Source organism: Paenibacillus sp. MY03 (assembly GCF_002165585.1).
Classification (GTDB): domain Bacteria; phylum Bacillota; class Bacilli; order Paenibacillales; family Paenibacillaceae; genus Pristimantibacillus; species Pristimantibacillus agaridevorans.
The window spans coordinates 1-18,388 of sequence record NZ_MXQD01000032.1 but is presented as its reverse complement, the minus strand read 5'-3'; the positions used below and the strand labels follow the sequence as shown (position 1 = coordinate 18,388).

Sequence of the window (18,388 nt, the reverse complement as noted above, 5' to 3'; positions counted from 1 at the left end):
ATCGGCAGTTATGGTCAATCGATAAGCGGCTTGCTATACGCTTGCTGTAACGGGAACATGCTCGCTCGTGAACGCGTAGCGGCCGGATTCGACGCGGAACGCCGAGCCTCCCTCCTGTACTTCCAGCCTGGCAATAACTTCCGGCGATTCGGTAATTTCCTTGCCGTCCAACCGTACTCCGCTGCCCGGAACATGAACGGTCGCCCTCGTATTTGGCGGCACTTGTACGTCAAGCCGAAGTTCTCCGCTTGCCGCCAGTTCCCATTCGACGGAGATGGCGCCGTATAACGACTCGTACGAAGCCTTGACGCGCGTCAGCCTGCCGCCCGGCCTTGGCCGAATCACGACATGGCTGAACCCCGGTTCGGCCGGATCGGCCTCGATGCCCGCCATGTAACGGAACATCCACTCGCCTACTGAGCCGAGCGAATAGTGGTTGAACGAATTCATGGAAGGCGTCTGGAACCCGTTTTCCTCCGTCCAGCCGTCCCAGCGTTCCCAGATCGTCGTCGCGCCGTGTTTGATGGAGTACATCCAGGACGGGAACGCCTCCTGGGTCAGCAGCTTGTAGGCAACGTCGAGCTCCCCGGAGTCGCTTAGCGCCGGCAACAGGTAACCTACGCCGAGGAAACCCGTGGACAAGCGGTCGCCCCGCTCCCGGATATTGTCGGTCAGGCGGCGGAGCGCTTTATCCTTCAGCTCTTTCGGCAATAATCCGAATTGAAGCGCGAGCACGTATACCGTCTGCGTCTCGCCATGGATGGAGCCGTCCTGCAACACAAAGGCCCGGCAGAACGCCTCCGAGATATCGCGGAACAACGTTTCGTATCGGCGCCTATCCTCCGTCTTGCCAAGCGCACCGGCAATGTATCCCATCAGCTTCGTACTGTACGCGAAATAAGCGGTCGCCAGCACTTCGTTCGGCGTGTCGGCCTCGATCGACAACCAATCTCCGTAGTTGGCGTAATTCGGCCGGATCAGCTCCACGCTATTATCCTTTAAGTAATCCACCCAGCGCGCCATCGCGCCGTAATGCGTCTCCAGAATGTGCGTATCCCCGTACATCAGGTACAGCGTCCAGGGGATGACGACCCCGGCGTCGCCCCAGCCCGCGTTGTCCGGCGCGAACCAGTTCAGCCTGGTGCTCCACATTTTGTAGCGCATCCAGCCGGCATCGGGAGCCACGTCCGTGAATGCGCCCGACGGCTGCTGGCAGTCGATCATGTCTCCCATATATTTCGCGAAGAAACGCGACACGTCCATGTTGTAGGAAGCCGTCCGCGCAAAGATCTGGGCGTCCCCCGTCCAGCCGAGCCGCTCGTCGCGCTGCGGGCAATCCGTCGGCACGGACAGGAAGTTGCCTCGCTGTCCCCAGGTAATATTGGCGTACAGCCGGTTGACCATGTCGTCCGAGGTCTCCAGACTTCCTGTCGCCGGCGTGTCGGAATGAATGACCTTCCCCGTTAGGGTCGTCAGATCCGGTTCGCCGGGGTAGCCGATCAGCTCCACGTACCGGAAGCCGTGGAACGTAAAGTGCGGCTCGTACCGCTCCTCCCCGTCGCCTTTCAACACGTAATGATCCTGTTGCACGGCCACCCTGAGATTATCCAGGTACAAGGTGCCGTCCGGATTAAGCATCTCCGCGTGGCTCAGCGTAATTCTCGCGCCTCTCGCCCCGGTCGCCCGCAGCTCCGTCCAACCGACCATGTTCTGGCCCATATCGTAAATAAAGGAGCCCGACGCCGTGCGGGTCACCGCAACCGGCGTGATGCTTTCCGTTATCCGGATGGGCGGCTCCATCGTCGCCGTCAGATCCCCGTTATAGCCCGAACGGATATCGGGCGCCTCCCAAGAGGACGAATCGAAGCCGGGCAGATCCCATCCTTCCAGCTCCAGTCGGGCATCGTAGCTTTCGCCCATGATCATGTCGGAGTAGCGGATCGGTCCCTCCGCGACCCGCCAGGAGCCGTCCGATACGACAAGCTGCCTGCTGCCGTCCTCGTATTCGATCGCCGCTTGCAGCAGCAGGAATGGACGCTCGCCGTACACCCGGCTGCCCAGGAAGCCGACGGTTCCGGCATACCAGCCGTCGCCTAGCATAACGCCGAACACGTTCTCCCCCTGCTTCAGGAGCTCCGTAATCTCGTAGGCGTGCACCTGCACGCGCTTGTCGTAATCCGTCCATCCCGGCGCGAAGAGATGTCCCGCCTCTTTGCCGTTAACCTTTAGCCGGAACAGCCCCAGCGCCGTGACGTACACGACGGCGCGCCGGACGGCGGACGGCGCGTCGAAGGCATGGCGAAGATACGGAGCAGGCTGCAGATCGGGAGACGTTCCCGGGCCAAGCCGCGGCTTGCGCCCGATCCACTTCGCCTTCCACTCCCCGCGGGACAGCAGCCCCATCGACCAGTTGGATGGCTCGCTCCAATCGGAAACTTGGCCCCGTTCATCCCAGACCCGGACCTTCCACCAATATTGCCGCTCGGATTGAAGCTCCTGTCCCGCGTAGACGACATGAACGGAGCTGCGGGATTCTACCTTGCCGCTGTCCCAGCAATCACCTTCGCCGCCGGCGAGCTTGTCGCGCGAAGAAGACACCAGCACTTGATAGGCTGCCTGCCTCGCGCCTCGTTCATGGGACTCCAGCTTCCAAAAAAGGCGGGGAGCCCGAACGTCGATTCCGACGGGATTGACTTCGTATTCCGTCTTGCAAGTTGAGATTCGCATAGGCCTGTTAGCCCTCCTTGTGTGATGAATGGGCGCGCCGGATCGCGGCCGCCCGCGATTCGTCGTTCCAGAACGGCTTGAGCCGTACGGTATATGTCATGCTTTCGGCGGATATCAAATAGGACGGCAGGGTCGGCGCGTAGCCGCAGCTATGGTTGCCGAGTCCCGATTGTCTCCAATCCGCCAGAACTTCGATTTCGTCCGACGGGACAAGGTCGGCATGATGGTTTGTTTCGCCGAGCGCCTTCGTCCCGTATCGGTTGACGCCCAATTGTCCCAGCATTCCCTCCGCGGCTCCCGCCACGAGCAAACCGGCGCCCCCGGCTTCGGCGATCGTCGCCCAGCGCACGTCCGCCTTGCTTCCGCTCTCTTGAGGCTTGATATACGGTACGAATTGTTCCGAAACCTTGCCTTCGTAGACGCCGAGCTTGCCGCTCGCCTTGCGGTCGGGGTAACATTCGTGCGGGCCTCTGCCGAACCAGGCGAAACGGTCGAACGACTTCGCCATCGCGAACCGCATGCCCGCTCTGGGCAGCGGCGGCAGATCCTCCTTCAGGGGGATGATCCGGTTCTCCAGTCTTACGTCGCCATTGCCGCCAATCGTGTACAGCTGCTCCGTCCGGAACAACATGCGGGCCCCTTTGACGCCCAGCATGGATTCCACTTCGATCCGAACGGCCGAACCGCCTTCGGCGATCTCCGAATCGACGCGGCGAACATAGGCGGTTAACTCGTGATACCCCGCCTCTCGCCACCGCTTCGCCAGATGGACGTCGTTGTCCACCGGCGCGCGCCATAGATGGATGGCGGGCCCCTTCGCCAGCAAGGATGCGCCCCTGCATTCCCAGGCGACGATCTCCCCGGCCAGCTTGTCGAAGACCAAGGCGAAGCCGTCTCCGGCAACCGATAGAGCGGCATCGTTCTCCGTCAGCGACAATTCGTTCTCTGTACGCGACAATCCGGTCTCCGTACTCGACAATCCGGTCTCCGTACGCGACAATTCACTCTCCGGCTTCGCGACAACGGCATTCGCCGCCTCTTCCCTGGCTGCCCTGGCTGCCTCGGCTGCCATGGCTGCCGCGACTTCCGGGACATGCATAGCTTCCGTACTTCCGGAACGGGTCAGCGGCACGTCGGCCCATGCGACCTCGTGTCCCGCTTCCGCCCATGCCGCGTGCTCGCGAAGAACGAAGCTGACATGGAGCCAATATTCTCCCCGGCCTGACGGCACGGAGCGATAAGGAATCGCGACGAGCTCCCCGTCCCCCGGTGAAATCGGTAAAGGCGGAAGCTCGCCCTCCTCTATGACGTCGCCGTTGCGATAAACCCGCCAACGAGGCAGGAGATGCTCCAACGTGACCGAATCATAGCGATTGATTATCCGTAATATCCCTGTTTCCGGTTCGACCGGCCGCACGACGACGGGTTCGATCGCCTTTTTGAATTCCGCTAAAGCCGGTTTGGATGACCGATCGGGGAACAACAGCCCGTCGATGCAGAAGTGGCCGCTATGCGGTTCGTCGCCGAAGTCGCCTCCGTACGCGTACCTGAGACTGCCGTCGTCCATCTTGCGGCGAATCGCAAGATCGGACCATTCCCAGATCAGTCCGCCGCAGAGCCGGGGATACCGGTAGACCGCGTCCCAATACTCCTGCTGATTGCCCAGCGCGTTGCCCATCGCATGACCGAATTCCACCATCAGATACGGGCGCGTATCCTCCTTTTCCCCTTCGGCGATCAACATGTCCACGGAAGGATACATGGAGCTGACGATATCGACGACGGGAGACTCTCCCGCCCGCTCGTAATGAATTGGGCGCGTGGGATCTGCCGCCCTGGTCCAAGCAGCCATGGCATCGTGATTGACGCCGTAACCCGATTCGTTGCCAATCGACCAGACGATGACGGAAGGATGGTTTTTGTCTCTTTCCACCAATCGCGCCATCCGGTCCAGGAACGCTTCCCTCCAAGCGGGATCCTCGGCCAGCGTGCTTTCGAACGCGGTTTTCTCGTCGGGATTGTTTATCCAGCGGCTGATCTCTCCCAGAAACACGCAGCCGTGCGTCTCCAGATCCGCTTCGTCGATGACGTACAGCCCATAACGATCGCATAAGTCGAGCCAACGTTCGTCGTTGGGATAATGCGAGCAGCGCACGGTATTGATATTATGCTGCTTCATTAACGCAATGTCCCGGATCATGTCCTCCATCGTCGTCACGTGGCCGAGATCGGGATGGAATTCATTGCGGTTCACCCCGCGAATAATGATGGGGTTTCCGTTGACGAGCACCTTTCCGTCCTTCACCTGAACGTCGCGGAAGCCGACGGAGAAGCGCTGTACCTCGGTTGCTTCGCCCTGTCCATTCTTCAAAGTCAGCAGAAGCGTATAGAGAGCCGGCCACTCCGCCGACCAAAGCTCGGGAGCGGCAACGGGTAGCTCGGCGCAGATGACGGTTTCTTCGCCTGGGTCCGGACCGGCCGCGGCAATCGCCGCGCTTGCAATGGCAGCCATAGCCGGACTCAGGAGCTTCGCCTCAATAGAGCAGGTCTCCTCGCTTCTTGCTGCGCGGCCTTGCGACCGGTTGCGTATCGTGACGGCAACCTCCAAGGCGCCTTCTCGGTACGAGTCGCGGAGCCTGGTGACCAACTTGGCGTCGAATAGATGAGTACCCGACACGGACAATAGATGCACATCCCTGAATATGCCGCTGAGGCGCCACTTGTCCTGATCCTCGAGATAACTGCCCGTCGACCATTGATAGACGCGGACCGCCAGCTTGTTCTCGCCCTTGCGGACAAGCGACGTAATATCGAATTCCATGCGATTGTGGCTGCCTTGGCCGAAGCCGGCCTCCTCTCCGTTCACCCACAGATGGAACGCCGCGTCGACGCCATCGAAAGCCAGAACGAGACATCGCTCCAGCCATTCGTCTCCCAAAGAGAACGTCGTGACATAGCAGCCAGTGGGATTCCGCTTCGGAATATGCGGAGGATCCACCGGGAACGGATATTTGCTGCTGCTGTACAGGGGCACGCCGTAGCCGTGCAGCTGCCAATTGCTTGGAACCGGCAGCGTCGCCCAGTCTTCGCAGCTATACGAAGGCTCGTGAAATCCAGCCGGAGCTTCAACGGGACTTTCCGCGTAATGAAATTTCCAATCGCCGCTCAGGCAGCGATAATAAGGGGAAGCCAAACCATCGTTTTCGAGCGCAGACCGTTCATCCGCGAACGGAACGGCTGCGGCTCTGGGACGTTCGGTCCCCCGCTGAAGCACGTTTAAATTCTCATAGTCGGGCAAGCTTGCGGCCTCCCGTCTTGTCCGTTTCATCGTCTCCCGCCTCCTGACCATAAACCTCTCGCCCCCGATGCCGTTCCCAGTCGCACTCGCTCCAGGAAGTCGTCGCTTCCCACCTGTCCCCCTTTGAGCACCAGCTCCAGCCCGTCGATGGACGGATCATGACAATGGGCTCGGCATAACGGTCCTCCCGGCTCGATCGCAGCTTTGCATTCCAGAGCGTAAATGCCGATCGTCCGCGAGACGTACCCCGACGTATCCCCGCCGGCGATGACGATGCGGGAAATACCGGCTTCTGCAACGACCTGCCGGCAAATAGCGCCAAGCGCCTCGCCGAGCAGGCGGCTGCTTGCCTCCGCGCGTTGCCCTAGCGCCGCCAGCGCGTCCCGCAGCGGGCCGATGCCCTCGTCATGGGGACCCAGCGCCGAATACAGAATGACGCTGCGCCCCTCGGCAAGCTGCTCCAGCGTCTGCTTTTTCAGGTTCGCGATCGCGTCCTCCCGGCGTTCGGGACTCAGCAGCTCTTCTCCGGCGACGCGGATGCCGGCATAACCGGCATCGAGCGCATAACGAATCTGCCGCTCGGTAACCGGCGAGCAGCTACCAGACACGACTAACAGCCTGTCGACCGCGCTCACCGGCTCTACCGCCGGGCCCTCCACGGGCGCCAGCCCTTCCGCGCGCCAAGCGGATCCCAGCGCGTATTCCACGCCGGAGGAACCCGCCACGAAGAGGCCTTCGCCCTCCGCCGCCTCCTCCCAGATGAGCCTGCCCGCCGCGGCCAACCGCTTCTCGTCGATCACGTCGAAGAGCACGATATCCGGCTCCTCCTCCGACACAAGACCATTGAGACGCATGCGCACGGCCTCATGCTCGCCGTCTTGCGCCGCGATGTCCAGCAGGGAGATGGACAAGTCGGTCTGCTTTCCCAAGTGCAGACGCAGATCCGATTCCGCCATGGGAGTAACGGGATGCCTCTTCATCGTCGGGTGGCGGTCCAGCCGATGCACCTCGCCCCCCGCTCCCGCGAAGTGATGCCCGAACACCGTATACCGGCGCAAATAGGGGACGCCGACCAGCAGCGGCACGAACTTGCCTCGCTTGCGGCTATCGAACACATCGCTGCCGATCTCGATCGCCCGGCCTATGCTGCCCGTGTCCGGGGATGAATCGAACGTGGAGCAAATCTTGTAATGGACGATCGCCGCGTTCGCCGACCTCAGCGTAGCCAAGACGGGACGAAGCTCGCGCTCCATCTCTTCCGGCGGCAAGGAACGGCTTACTCCGGCCACGCCGAAGCAATCCGCGTCCCGGAATTTCCCCTGGAGCAGCTCCGGTTCCGGCGGTTCCAGGAACAAAATCGTGCGCAGGCCCGTACGGTACAGCGCCTCCAACACGTCCGTCGACCCCGTAAAGTCGTCGCCGTAATAACAAAGCAGCCGTTTTACCATACGAATTCGCGATCCAGTCGGCGATAATCGCCTCCGCGCATCGGGGCCCGATCGAAAACTTGCCGCCCGCTGTACAGCGGCTTTTTCGTGCCCTTCGGGGTAATCCCCACCACGTCGTCGCCGCGCCATTCCGCCTCGAACGTTTGGCCGACGGCGTTCTCCAGCGTCTTGCGGAAGCTTAACGGGAAGGTCACCGTAATTCGTTCCCCGGTGGTCGCCTTGCCGAGCGAGAGGAAGTGGCGGTTAACCCAGCTGCTCTCCTCGCTGCCTTTGCCTTCGGCCAAGATCCCCTCCCGCTCGCGGGTGTACTTGATCTTTGTAAAACCGGCCCACTCCGGTATGCGGATCAGAAGCCTTGCGATGTCCGAGCGCACGTCCAGCACGATCTTGCCTTCGTGAGGCAGATGGCTGCTGACGTCAAGCCACTTCGAACCCCGGTTCAGCAAAAAATTGACGCTGACGGTCCCGTTTTTCTCCGTAATCGTGTTGCTCCAGCCCATGAATAAGCCGCGCGTGCCCGATCCCAGGCAGCAAATTTGCAAATCGCTCGTGTGGCCGCGCCCTTCGTTGACGTCGCATACAAAATCGTTCGGCGCCGAATAACCCGCGAAGGAACCCCGGGTGCGCTCCGCCACCTTGTAGAAGGTTGTGTGGGCCTGTATATCGTTCGACTTGTCGTCCGTCTGCTCCACCCAGTCAAGATCCAGCAACTGCGATTCCGCCAGATGGTTGCGCAGAAACCGCTCGACGACGCCCCAATATTCCACGTAACCGCTCTTGGCCAGCGTAATGCCGCAGGCGATCAGGTCCACGAGCGAGCACGTCTCGTGCTCGTAGGCCTGCTCGTGCAGATCGCCCGGCGTCCAGCCGAACGCCGTGCATTTGGTCAGCGCCCAATCGTAGCTTTTCTTGACCCAGGCGATCATCGCCGCGTTGCCGGAGTGCATGCCGAAGCGGGCGATGGCGTCGAGCGTCCCCAAACGGGTATGGAAGTGGCCGCTGCGGTAAGCCAGCGAATCGTTGAAGCTGCCGTCTTTGTTGAAGACGCCGCTCCGCTCCATGATTAGCGCGGTAAAAAACTGGCAGAGCTCGTAAGCGTCTTCATTGCCGGTCAGCTCGTGGTACTTCAGCAGCGGCATGACCAGCCTGCCGCAAAATGCCGCGGGGTCCGGCGCCAGTCTCAGCTGCACGCCGTTCGCCGAGGGCCATCCCGTCTCCTTGTATTCGGAAGCCGGATAATACCAGACGTCCCGTTCCTTGACGGCGATTCTCTTCAAGGCCGCCACATGGCGATCCGCCGCTTCCTTCACCTTGGGATCTCCAGATTCCATGTACCAGGTCGTCAAGGACAGGATGACGGCGCGCTGGTCGATCAGGTTGGCGTTCGGCTCCCAGTCGCGGGTCGGGTTGATTTGGCGATAGCTCATCCCGTCCTCCTTGAAGAACGACAGCAGATTCTCGCGATACCGCTCCTCGACTTCCTTGCCGAACGTCTCGCCGGACATATGCCTGGCCAGAATCAGGCCGTCGATCATCCTGCCGTGTGAGGACCCGTAATCCCAATCGCCATGCTGCATATAGGCGGGCTTGTGCATCAAGTCCGCGCTAAAGAACGGGATGTAGCCATGATCGCGGTCGGCCAGCCCGATCATCGCGTTGATGGCGTGGGCCGCCCTTTCCTCCAGCATAAGCGTATCCGGAATCTCGCTCATTCGTTGTTGCTCCATTCGATCTTCACTCCTTTTATCGTTATCCTTCGCGCGCGGCGGATCCGCCTAAGGGAGAAACCGTCAGCCTCAGAATATACTTCGTGCCCTCCCCTTCGCAGCTCTCGATCAGCAGCCGCGTATGTCCGCCGTAGAACGCGCGAATGCGTTCGCTGACATTGTACAGCCCGTGACCGGAATTCTCGTTCTGCAGCTCCTCGCGATCCCGTTCGTTGCTCAGCACGCCCCGGATCAGCTCCAGCCTTTCTGCGGGGATGCCGGGACCGTTATCGGCAATCACGATCTGGAGCTCCGCGCCTTCTCTTCGGACGACGATATCGATCTCTCCGCGCTTGCGGCTCTGTCCGATGCCATGCTGGATGCAGTTCTCCACGAGCGGCTGCAGAATAAAGCGGGGACAGCGGATATCGTCAATCTCCGTCAGCACCTGGATGGAGAAGCTTAACCGATCCAGCATGCGCAGCTTATGCATGTCCAAATAGTGCTTCACGTTATCGATCTCATGCTGCAGCCTCGTCTCGTTGTCGCCGGAGTTCAGCGTGTACCTAAGCAGCCGCCCGAACGTGTAAGTCGCGTCCACGACTTCCTGATCGTTGTTGATTTCGGCGAGCATCCTTATGGATTCCAGCGTATTGTACAGAAAATGGGGCTTAATCTGCGCTTGCAGCACCAGATAATCCGCTTCCTTCTTCATCAGCTCGGCTTTGTGCACGGTATTTAGCAACTCGTCAATTCGCTGGACCAGCGAGTTGTAGGATCGGGTCAACAAATCGATTTCATCGTTGGATTTGCCTACTTTGTAGAAGGTCAGATTGCTCTCGTCTCCCCGTCTCATGTGCTTGGCCAGTCCGAGAATGCGGCGAACGATCGAGGAGGCCGTCGCGTAATAGATGCCCGTCAGCACCGCAAGCGATACTAACAGGATCAGAGCAAGGACAAGCGTCTTGGTCCGAATATCGACGAACACCTCGTCCATCTGGCTAAAGAAGTAGAACGTCGTGGACAGCTCCGGAATCGTCAGCGAATTCACAAGCGCCCTCTGCTTGCTGGAGTAAGCATAACCTTGATCGCTTTCATCCGCCATGGCAAGCAAGCTTGCCGTCAATTCGTCGTCCTGTCCGGCACCTTCGCTGCTGTATGCCGTTTCTCCGCCCTGCATGATCCGCACTTGCATGTTGTGATTGACATCTACCGCCTTAAAGAAATTGCTAATCAACGATTCATTCGTTTTGATCTCCAGCACGGCCAGCGGCTTCGTATAGCTGTTGTTATAGATGCGCTGGTAGTAGCTCAAGCTCGGAAGCTCGGCAATATCGGAGCTTGCGCTCCGCAGCCAGACGCCTTCGTCCACTTTGACCCCTTCCAGCAACGCCAGAGGCTCTTCATTTATCCGCTCCAGATCTTCGAGCTCTCCGTCCACGGAGTGGACCTTAGGCAGCGTTTTGTACAACTTAAGAGAAGAGATCCCGTTATCGCGCGATTGCGCGTATATAAATAGCGGACGTATGTCTTTGAGATAGTTGTATACATGCTGCAGCTCCGAACTGTAGTTTCCATTTAAATAATCGATCAGTTGCTGGTTGTTCATGAACAAGGCATGAATGGATTCCACCTGCTTCAGGCTGGACCGGAAGCCGTCGCCGGCTTGCACCACCAGCTTCTGCTTGCCTTCGGAATATTCGGACATGACGTCCATGTAGAACTGATTGTACAAGTAACCGCCGAAAACGATAATCGGCAACAACACGAGAAGCAGGTAACCTAGCGCCATTTTCTGAACGATCCTCATATTTTTCACTGCAACAGCCTTCTTTCGCATTCGGAGGCTTCGCTTGAAGCGCTTCCATTCTAGTTGCAATTATTATACGAAGGAACTTTGGCGGTAGACAACTTCCCTTTTGCAGCCCGCCCGCCGCGCGCGAGTTCATTTGGTTCCGGCCGCATGCTCCAATTCCGCCTCCATCCTCCTTCTCCTTAGCTGATAGCGGCTGCTTTGGGGGACTTAACTTCATTGTATAGACGAGCGCTTGGCATGAATAGTGATGAAAACTTAGAAACGAGCGAACATTTTTAAGAACTATGTAAGCGCACGCACAGATAAAAAAATGGCGGGCCTAAAAGATATAAAAATGATAGCGAGACAGCTAAAGCACACAGTTAGACACGAAAATGGTCGGTCAGGATACCTACCCTTGACCGACCACTGCAACAACAACATCCCATAGGCGTTATTAACGACTATGGAGCTCGTAACCGCAACAAATACATCCCATAGGCGTTATTTACGACTATGGAGCTCGTAACCGCAACAAATACATCCCATAGGCGTTATTAACGACTATGGGGCTCGTAACCGCAACAAATACATCTCATAGGCGTTATTAACGACTATGGAGCTCGTAACCTCAACAAATACATCCCATAGGCGTTATTATCGACTATGGAGCTCGTAACCTCAACAAATACATCCCATAGGCGTTATTATCGACTATGGGGCTCGTAACCGCAACAAATACATCCCATAGGCGTTCTTAACGACTACGGAGCTCGTAACAGCAACAAGTACATCCCATACATCCCATAGGCGTTGTTAACGACGCTCCTGCTTTGAGGCCTGCCGAAAGTAAGCCTTGAGGTCGGATGGCTTTCGCTCGCCACAATTTGCCCAATAAGGCGGCAATAGACCAAAAGCCAGAAATGGCGGTGCAGGGGTAACGCCCTAGCACCGCCATTTCTTCAGTTTTTGACGTTTCATTCTACAAGTGAGCTATTTCATCAAGCGAGCGTCATACTTTTGAGACAGCTCGTCCTTATACGGCCCGCGTGGATTGCCTTACGACAAGCTGCGTATCCACCGATATTTTGTTGCGAATGGTGCTGCCGGTCTCGATTTCCTGCACGAGCGCGTTGACCGCCCATTTGGCCATGCTCTCCTTTTCGACATGCACCGTCGTCAGCTCCGGCGTTACGATCCGCGCTTCCTGGATGTTGTCGAAGCCGATGACGGACACGTCATCCGGAACGCGCAACCCCATTTCAGCAAGCGTCTTGACCGTACTGATGGCGATATAGTCGCATTCGCAAAAAAATGCGCTGGGCATCGGCTTCCCCGCGCCCAGATAATCGTCCAGCTTGTTCTTAAGCGTCTCCTGGGCAACAAGAATGGTCGGCTCCACGGTGAACAGGCAATCCGGGTCCAGCTCGACTCCCCGTTCCCGCATCGCATACGCAAAACCGCGCCTGCGCTCCTCGAAATTATGGATGCGGTCGCTGGACGAGATATAGCCGATATGGCGATGCCCCAGTCCGATCAGATGCGAAGCGGCTTCGTATGCCCCCATCATATTATTAATCTCGACGAAGTGAATGGGCAGCGTCTCGTAGCAGTTATCGACAACGACCATCGGCAAGGCTAATTTGCCCGAGATATCCGATATCTGCTTGCGGTCCAAATTCGTCCCGAGCAAAATAACGCCTTGGCTATTCCCGCTTTCGGCAATCGACGTTATTCCTTCGTCGAGCTTGTCCAGCGAGATCGTGCTGAACATCAGCGAATACCCAAGCGCCCTGCAGCGCTCCTCCGTAAAGTGGATCAATTCCCGAAAGAAAGGCTGCTGGTAATACGAGTCGACCACGAGTCCGGAATTGGCGAACACCAGGAACGTAATTGCTTTGGAGGCCGCATCGGCCAGCGATTTCCGGGGTTTGAACTCGTAATTATGCTCTTGGGCGATTTGGAGAATGCGTTCGCGCGTCTCTGGCGCCACGCCCGGCTTTCCGCTAAACGCAAGCGACACCGCTGCTTTGGATACGCCTGCCATTCGAGCGATGTCTTCCATTTTCATCGAGATGCCTCCTACTCTTTCAAATCCTAAACTCTAGTGTACAGTCGAACTAAACATTATGCAATCAACTGCACAACTCAACTTAACAAATCGTTTATTTAAATAAACTATTTAGTTTTGTTTATATAAATTTCAGTTGACCCTCATCATATTTCATGCTAATTTAGGTGTGACCTTGTTGTCAAAATAAATTTTTCAGAAAAAAAGCGAAGAAAAGTGAAGTTTTGTTTAGCTAAACAAAATCGTCAATTTAGGAGGACTCTCACTTGAAAAAGCTTAAGCTCGGCTACGCCCCTACACGCCGATTCGTGTTCAGCGCGGAAGATGCTTTCCGGTACAAAGTGATGATTAAGGAAAAGATGCAGAGCTTCGGACTCGATATCGACATCGTGGATCTGGAGGGCATCAACCAAGAGGGATTGTTGTACGACGACCACATTGGCGCGGATCTCATAGCCGATCGGTTCCGTCAGGAAAAAGTGGATGCCGTGTTTTTTCCCCATTGCAATTTCGGCACCGAAGACACGGTCGCGCGGGTGGGCAAAGCGCTCGGAAAGCCCGTTCTGTTGTGGGGTCCCCGCGACGAAGCTCCGCTCGAGGACGGGACGAGGCTGCGGGATACGCAATGCGGGTTGTTTGCAACGGGTAAAGTATTGCGGCGGTTCAACGTTCCGTTTACCTATGTGACTAACAGCAGACTGGACGATCCGGTATTCGAACGCGGATTTACGAATTTTATCGCGGCAGCCAACGTCGTGAGGCAATTCCGCAGCCTGCGAATTCTGCAGATCGGTCCGCGTCCCTCCTCCTTCTGGACGATGATGTGCAACGAAGGAGAGCTTCTGGAGCGTTTCGGCATTGAGCTCCATCCTATTACGATCGTGGATATCCAGCGCGCGGCGAAACGAATCGAAAGCGGCGGCAGCTCCGAGCTCGCCGAAGCCGTGGATTATATCAAAGCCAAGCTGGACTGGTCGGAGGTGACGGAGACGGATGTCAAACGGATTGCGTCGTTAAAAGTTGCAATGAAACAATACGCCGTTCAGACGGGAAGCACCGCGATCGCGATTCAATGCTGGTCGTCGCTGCAGGATGCCATGGGCATTATGCCTTGTCTGGCCAACGCGATTCTCACCGATGAGCAAATCCCCGTCACCTGCGAGACGGACATTCATGGCGCCATCACCTCGGTCATGACGCAAGCGGCCACGTTGAATCAGCATCCGACCTTTTTCGCCGATCTTACGGTCCGACACCCGGACAATCCGAACGGCGAGCTGCTGTTCCATTGCGGCAATTTCCCGGTATCCCTGTCAGTCGAGGACAAACCCAAGCTGCGAAAACATTTTCTGTTCGACGATCATTCCCCCGGCACTCATGAAGGCGAAATTAAAGGCGGCGGCATGACGCTTGCCCGCTTCGATGGCGATCATGGAGAATACAGCCTGTTCCTTGGCAAAGCCAAAGGGATACAGGGGCCTTACACGCGCGGTTCTTATGTGTGGGTGGAAGTCAACGATTGGCCTTTATGGGAAGAGAAGCTCGTGAAAGGCCCCTACGTCCATCATGCCGTCGGCATTCATGCCAATGCGATTCCCGCTTTATACGAAGCATGCCAGTACATTCCCGGACTTGCGCCCGATCCCATCGATCCGACGGAAGCGGAGATTAAGGCATGGCTCCGAGGATCGGGCCTGTAGAAGGAGGATTACGCATGGATATTCATCACCTGCAATTAAAAGCCGTTCAAATCCGAATGGACCTGCTTCGCATGATCCATAAGGCAAAGAGCGGACATACGGGCGGCTCGCTCAGCAATACCGATATTGTTACCGCGCTTTATTATCGCGTCATGAACATCGAACCAAGGCGGCCGAAGGATCCCGACCGCGACCGTTTTATCGCCAGCAAGGGTCATGCCGTCGAATCGTTATGGTGCATTCTCGCCGACCTCGGCTTCTTCCCCAAAGAAGAACTGGATACGTTCGGACAATTCGGAACAAGGTTAATCGGTCACCCCAACAATAAGGTGCCCGGCATAGAGATGAACACGGGCGCTCTTGGGCATGGTCTCGCGATCTCGGTTGGCATGGCGCTTGCGGCCAAGAGGGACAACAAACGTTATCGCGTCTACTGCCTGATGGGCGACGGAGAGCAAGCCGAGGGCTCCGTATGGGAAGCAGCGATGGCCGGCGCGCACTATAAGCTCGACAATTTGATCGGCATCGTCGATCGCAATCGCTTGCAAATAAGCGGCACAACGGAAAACGTCATGGGACTTGACCCGCTGGACGAGAAGTGGGCCGCCTTCGGCTGGAACGTCGTTACCTTGGAGGGCAACGATATGGGCGCGCTCGTAGAGGCGTTGGAAGCCGCGCCTGCCGCTCCCGGCAAACCGACGCTCATACTTGCCAATACGGTTAAAGGCAAAGGAATCTCCTTCGCCGAAAACGTCCCGCATTGGCATCACCATGTACCGAGTGCCGAAGAACTGGACCGGGCTCTGGTCGAATTGTCGGCCGAACGGGCCAGGTTGACGAAGAGAGGAGCTGAGCAACATGGCTAACACGATCGCCAATCGGCAGATCATCTGCGACACCTTGCTCGACATCGCCCAAGAAGATAAAACCGTAATGGTGCTCGCAAGCGACTCCCGGGGCTCCGCGGCTATGGGGCCGTTCGCGGATGCCTATCCGGAGCAATTCGTCGAGGTCGGCATCGCGGAGCAGAACATAGTCGGCATTGCCGCCGGACTTGCCCATAGCGGCAAAAAACCTTTTGTCGCCTCGCCCGCCTGTTTTCTCAGCATGAGAAGCATCGAGCAGATCAAAGTCGACGTCGCCTATTCCGGCACCAACGTCAAGCTTGTCGGCATTAGCGGCGGCATTAGCTACGGCGCGCTTGGCATGTCGCATCATTCGGTGCAGGATCTGGCCGTCATGCGCGCCATTCCGGGCATAACCGTTCTTATGCCTGCGGATCGGCATGAGACCAAACGGATGACGGAAGCGCTCGTCGCCCATGAGGGCGGCGCTTATATCCGAATCGGACGCAATCCCGTCGAGGATGTCTATGCATCCGGGGATTACGAGTTCGAAATCGGCAAAGCCGTTACTCTGTTGGAGGGCTCCGACTTGACGATGATCGCCTCCGGCGAAACGGTAAGGATAGCACTGGATTCCGCCAACGCCTTGCGGGAGGAGGGAATCTCTTGCCGGGTGCTCAACATGCATACGATCAAACCGCTGGACAACGAGGCTGTTCTGCGGGCCGCTCGCGAGACCGGACGTATCATTACCGTCGAAGAGCATAGCGTCCATGGAGGTCTCGGAGCAGCGGTCGCGGAGCTTGTCGGGCAGCATTGTCCGGTTCCGATCAAAATTATCGGCATTCCCGACGAACCTGCGATCGCGGGCAAAACGGCCGAAGTATTCTCGCATTACGGCATCAGCGTCAAGGGGCTGCGACGATCGTCTTTACAATTGCTGGGGCGGCAGGAGTCATGAGCGAAGCTTATCTATTAACAATCGACCAGAGCACTTCGGGAACGAAAGCGCTCGTCGTATCGGGCAGCGGACAAATTCTGTCCTCCAGTTCGATGCCGCATCAGCAGTATTATCCCTCGCCTGGATGGGTAGAGCATGATGCGGCCGAAATTTACGGAAATGTGCTCTTGTGCGCCGGAGCTGCCATCGACAAAGCGGGGATCGGCTCGGAGCAGCTCTCCGCAGTAACCATAACGAATCAGCGGGAGACCGCTCTTATCTGGGATAAAACGACGGGGGAACCCGTCGGACCGGCAATCGTATGGCAATGCCAGCGAACCTTTGAGATGTGCGAGAAGCTAAAAGACTCTGGCCTCGAGCCAACTGTTCAAGCCAAATCCGGCTTGTTGCTCGATCCTTATTTCTCGGCAGTCAAATGGCGGTGGCTATTGGATCATACCCCCTGCGCGGACGGGAAGCTGGCGAAAGGCGATTGGCTTGCCGGCACGATGGACAGCTGGCTGCTCTGGAAGCTCTCGGGCGGGAAGGTTCACGCGACCGATTATACCAACGCCAGCCGAACCTCCCTATTTAATATTCATACCTTGCAATGGGATCAAGAGCTCTGCCGCTTATTCGGCATTCCTCGCGAGCTCCTTCCCGAGACAAAGCCCTCCGACGCAGTCTACGGGTATACGTACGGGGCTGCGCCGCTCGTCGACGGCATTCCGATCGCTGGCGTCATCGGCGACTCGCAGGCCGCTTTGTTCGGGCATTTATGCCTCGAAGAAGGATCGGCCAAAGCAACCTACGGCACGGGCACGTCCGTCCTGATGAATACCGGCTTCACACCGTCGGCTTCGAAGCCGGGTCTGGTCCAAGCCATCGCCTGGGGGCAAGGCGGTACGGTCACTTATGCGGCGGAGGCGATTATCCGAACCTCTGGGGACAGCATGAACTGGCTGCGGGATAACCTCGGCTTGTTTCAATCGATTTCTGAGCTTGATGCACTGCTGCTGCAGGCTCCCGATAATGAAGGCGTCTATCTCGTTCCGGCCTTCGTCGGTCTTGGCGCTCCTTATTGGCAGCCGGATGCGCGCGCGGCGATTGTAGGGATGAGCCGGGGAACGGGCAAAGCCCATATCGCAAGAGCCGCTCTGGAAAGCATCGCTTATCAAGTCAAAGACGCCATTGACTTGTTGCAGCATGCAACAGCTATCCAGCTAAGCGAGCTTCGGGTGGATGGCGGCGCATCAAGCAACGATATCCTCATGCAATTCCAGTCGGATCTATTGCATATTGAAGTCAAACGAGCAGGCGCAGCCGAATTGTCCGCTCTGGGCTCGGCCTATATGGGCGGGCTCGCGGTGGGCATTTGGTCCTCGCTGGATGACTTGCGCCGTATAGCCGAGCAAGGGACGTCCTTCCTTCCCGCCATGGATCCCGCCGATCGGCAGCGGCATTATGCCGGCTGGAAAAAGGCCGTTGAATCCGTTATCGGCAGCCAGCTTTGACGAAAAGGAGCATCAACGCAACATGCGGTGACGCTCCTTTAAGGATCAGAACGACTTGCAGAATCGCGCGAGTGCGTTAGATTGGCGCCAAAAAAGGCTAAAAACGTTACTCTTGTCTGTTCGATCCCCTTTTCGAATAAGAGGAAAAACGCCCTCTATTGGCCCCGTCTGCGCACTTGCATGCCCTTTAGTGGGAAATCCTACCTCTAATCCAGGTCGAATCGCTGGATTCGGTCGGAATTCCCCCCATTAAATGGCGTTTTTCCATCTAAATCGAGCGGATAGCCCGTTTTATCCAGATTAAAGGGAGCTTTTCCACTAGCGTTGCATCAAAGCTTACACTT

10 protein-coding genes are annotated in these 18,388 nt (G+C 57.5%); 4 read left to right on the top strand and 6 right to left on the bottom strand.

All coding sequences use genetic code 11. The annotated features are described in order from the left end of the window. Positions 1 to 33 precede the first annotated feature (33 nt). From B1748_RS22210 to B1748_RS22185, 6 genes are all read right to left on the bottom strand, one after another. Positions 34 to 2,727 carry a glycoside hydrolase family 78 protein gene (locus tag B1748_RS22210; protein WP_087570146.1) on the bottom strand — a complete coding sequence of 898 codons (2,694 nt, stop codon included), beginning with the start codon at positions 2,725 to 2,727 and terminating at the stop codon, positions 34 to 36. Between the two features lie 7 nt (positions 2,728 to 2,734). Then, the gene (locus tag B1748_RS22205) at positions 2,735 to 6,055 is read right to left on the bottom strand and encodes a glycoside hydrolase family 2 TIM barrel-domain containing protein (protein WP_256975864.1); all 3,321 of its coding nucleotides are present in this window, start codon (positions 6,053 to 6,055) and stop codon (positions 2,735 to 2,737) included. Then, positions 6,052 to 7,473 carry a four-carbon acid sugar kinase family protein gene (locus B1748_RS22200; RefSeq protein WP_087570144.1) on the bottom strand — a complete coding sequence of 474 codons (1,422 nt, stop codon included), beginning with the start codon at positions 7,471 to 7,473 and terminating at the stop codon, positions 6,052 to 6,054. Before B1748_RS22200 ends, B1748_RS22205 begins: the two co-directional genes overlap by 4 nt. Then, a complete protein-coding gene (locus tag B1748_RS22195; RefSeq protein ID WP_256975863.1) occupies positions 7,467 to 9,200 on the bottom strand; it encodes a glycoside hydrolase family 127 protein in 1,734 nt (577 codons plus the stop codon). Before B1748_RS22195 ends, B1748_RS22200 begins: the two co-directional genes overlap by 7 nt. A gap of 22 nt (positions 9,201 to 9,222) precedes the next feature. Beyond that, a complete protein-coding gene (locus tag B1748_RS22190) occupies positions 9,223 to 10,989 on the bottom strand; it encodes a sensor histidine kinase (protein ID WP_256975872.1) in 1,767 nt (588 codons plus the stop codon). 1,021 nt (positions 10,990 to 12,010) lie between these two features. Further along, positions 12,011 to 13,045: a LacI family DNA-binding transcriptional regulator gene (locus B1748_RS22185; RefSeq protein WP_087570142.1), complete on the bottom strand. Its 1,035-nt coding sequence runs from the start codon at positions 13,043 to 13,045 to the stop codon at positions 12,011 to 12,013. A gap of 266 nt (positions 13,046 to 13,311) precedes the next feature. Between B1748_RS22185 and B1748_RS22180 the strand changes: the two genes are divergently transcribed. Genes B1748_RS22180 through glpK form a run of 4 tightly spaced genes read left to right on the top strand, consistent with a single transcriptional unit; the run spans position 13,312 to position 18,044 of the window. Beyond that, positions 13,312 to 14,745, top strand: a complete 1,434-nt coding sequence (locus B1748_RS22180) for an L-fucose/L-arabinose isomerase family protein (RefSeq protein ID WP_087570141.1) — start codon at positions 13,312 to 13,314, stop codon at positions 14,743 to 14,745. A 14-nt stretch (positions 14,746 to 14,759) separates the two neighbouring features. Continuing rightward, positions 14,760 to 15,611, top strand: coding sequence for a transketolase (locus B1748_RS22175; RefSeq protein ID WP_087570140.1), 852 nt, complete (start codon positions 14,760 to 14,762; stop codon positions 15,609 to 15,611). After that, the gene (locus B1748_RS22170) at positions 15,604 to 16,551 is read left to right on the top strand and encodes a transketolase family protein (protein WP_087570139.1); all 948 of its coding nucleotides are present in this window, start codon (positions 15,604 to 15,606) and stop codon (positions 16,549 to 16,551) included. Before B1748_RS22175 ends, B1748_RS22170 begins: the two co-directional genes overlap by 8 nt. Further along, positions 16,548 to 18,044 carry a glycerol kinase GlpK gene (gene glpK, locus B1748_RS22165; RefSeq protein ID WP_087570138.1) on the top strand — a complete coding sequence of 499 codons (1,497 nt, stop codon included), beginning with the start codon at positions 16,548 to 16,550 and terminating at the stop codon, positions 18,042 to 18,044. The genes B1748_RS22170 and glpK overlap by 4 nt, the downstream gene beginning before the upstream one ends. The last annotated feature ends 344 nt before the right edge of the window (positions 18,045 to 18,388 follow it).

What these genes read in the sequence shown, in the direction of transcription:
- B1748_RS22210 (WP_087570146.1), bottom strand. Translation starts at nt 2,727, where the DNA reads ATGCGAATCTCAACTTGCAAGACGGAATACGAAGTCAATCCCGTCGGA.
- B1748_RS22205 (WP_256975864.1), bottom strand. Translation starts at nt 6,055, where the DNA reads ATGAAACGGACAAGACGGGAGGCCGCAAGCTTGCCCGACTATGAGAAT.
- B1748_RS22200 (WP_087570144.1), bottom strand. Translation starts at nt 7,473, where the DNA reads ATGGTAAAACGGCTGCTTTGTTATTACGGCGACGACTTTACGGGGTCG.
- B1748_RS22195 (WP_256975863.1), bottom strand. Translation starts at nt 9,200, where the DNA reads ATGGAGCAACAACGAATGAGCGAGATTCCGGATACGCTTATGCTGGAG.
- B1748_RS22190 (WP_256975872.1), bottom strand. Translation starts at nt 10,989, where the DNA reads ATGAGGATCGTTCAGAAAATGGCGCTAGGTTACCTGCTTCTCGTGTTG.
- B1748_RS22185 (WP_087570142.1), bottom strand. Translation starts at nt 13,045, where the DNA reads ATGAAAATGGAAGACATCGCTCGAATGGCAGGCGTATCCAAAGCAGCG.
- B1748_RS22175 (WP_087570140.1), top strand. Translation starts at nt 14,760, where the DNA reads ATGGATATTCATCACCTGCAATTAAAAGCCGTTCAAATCCGAATGGAC.
- B1748_RS22170 (WP_087570139.1), top strand. Translation starts at nt 15,604, where the DNA reads ATGGCTAACACGATCGCCAATCGGCAGATCATCTGCGACACCTTGCTC.
- glpK (WP_087570138.1), top strand. Translation starts at nt 16,548, where the DNA reads ATGAGCGAAGCTTATCTATTAACAATCGACCAGAGCACTTCGGGAACG.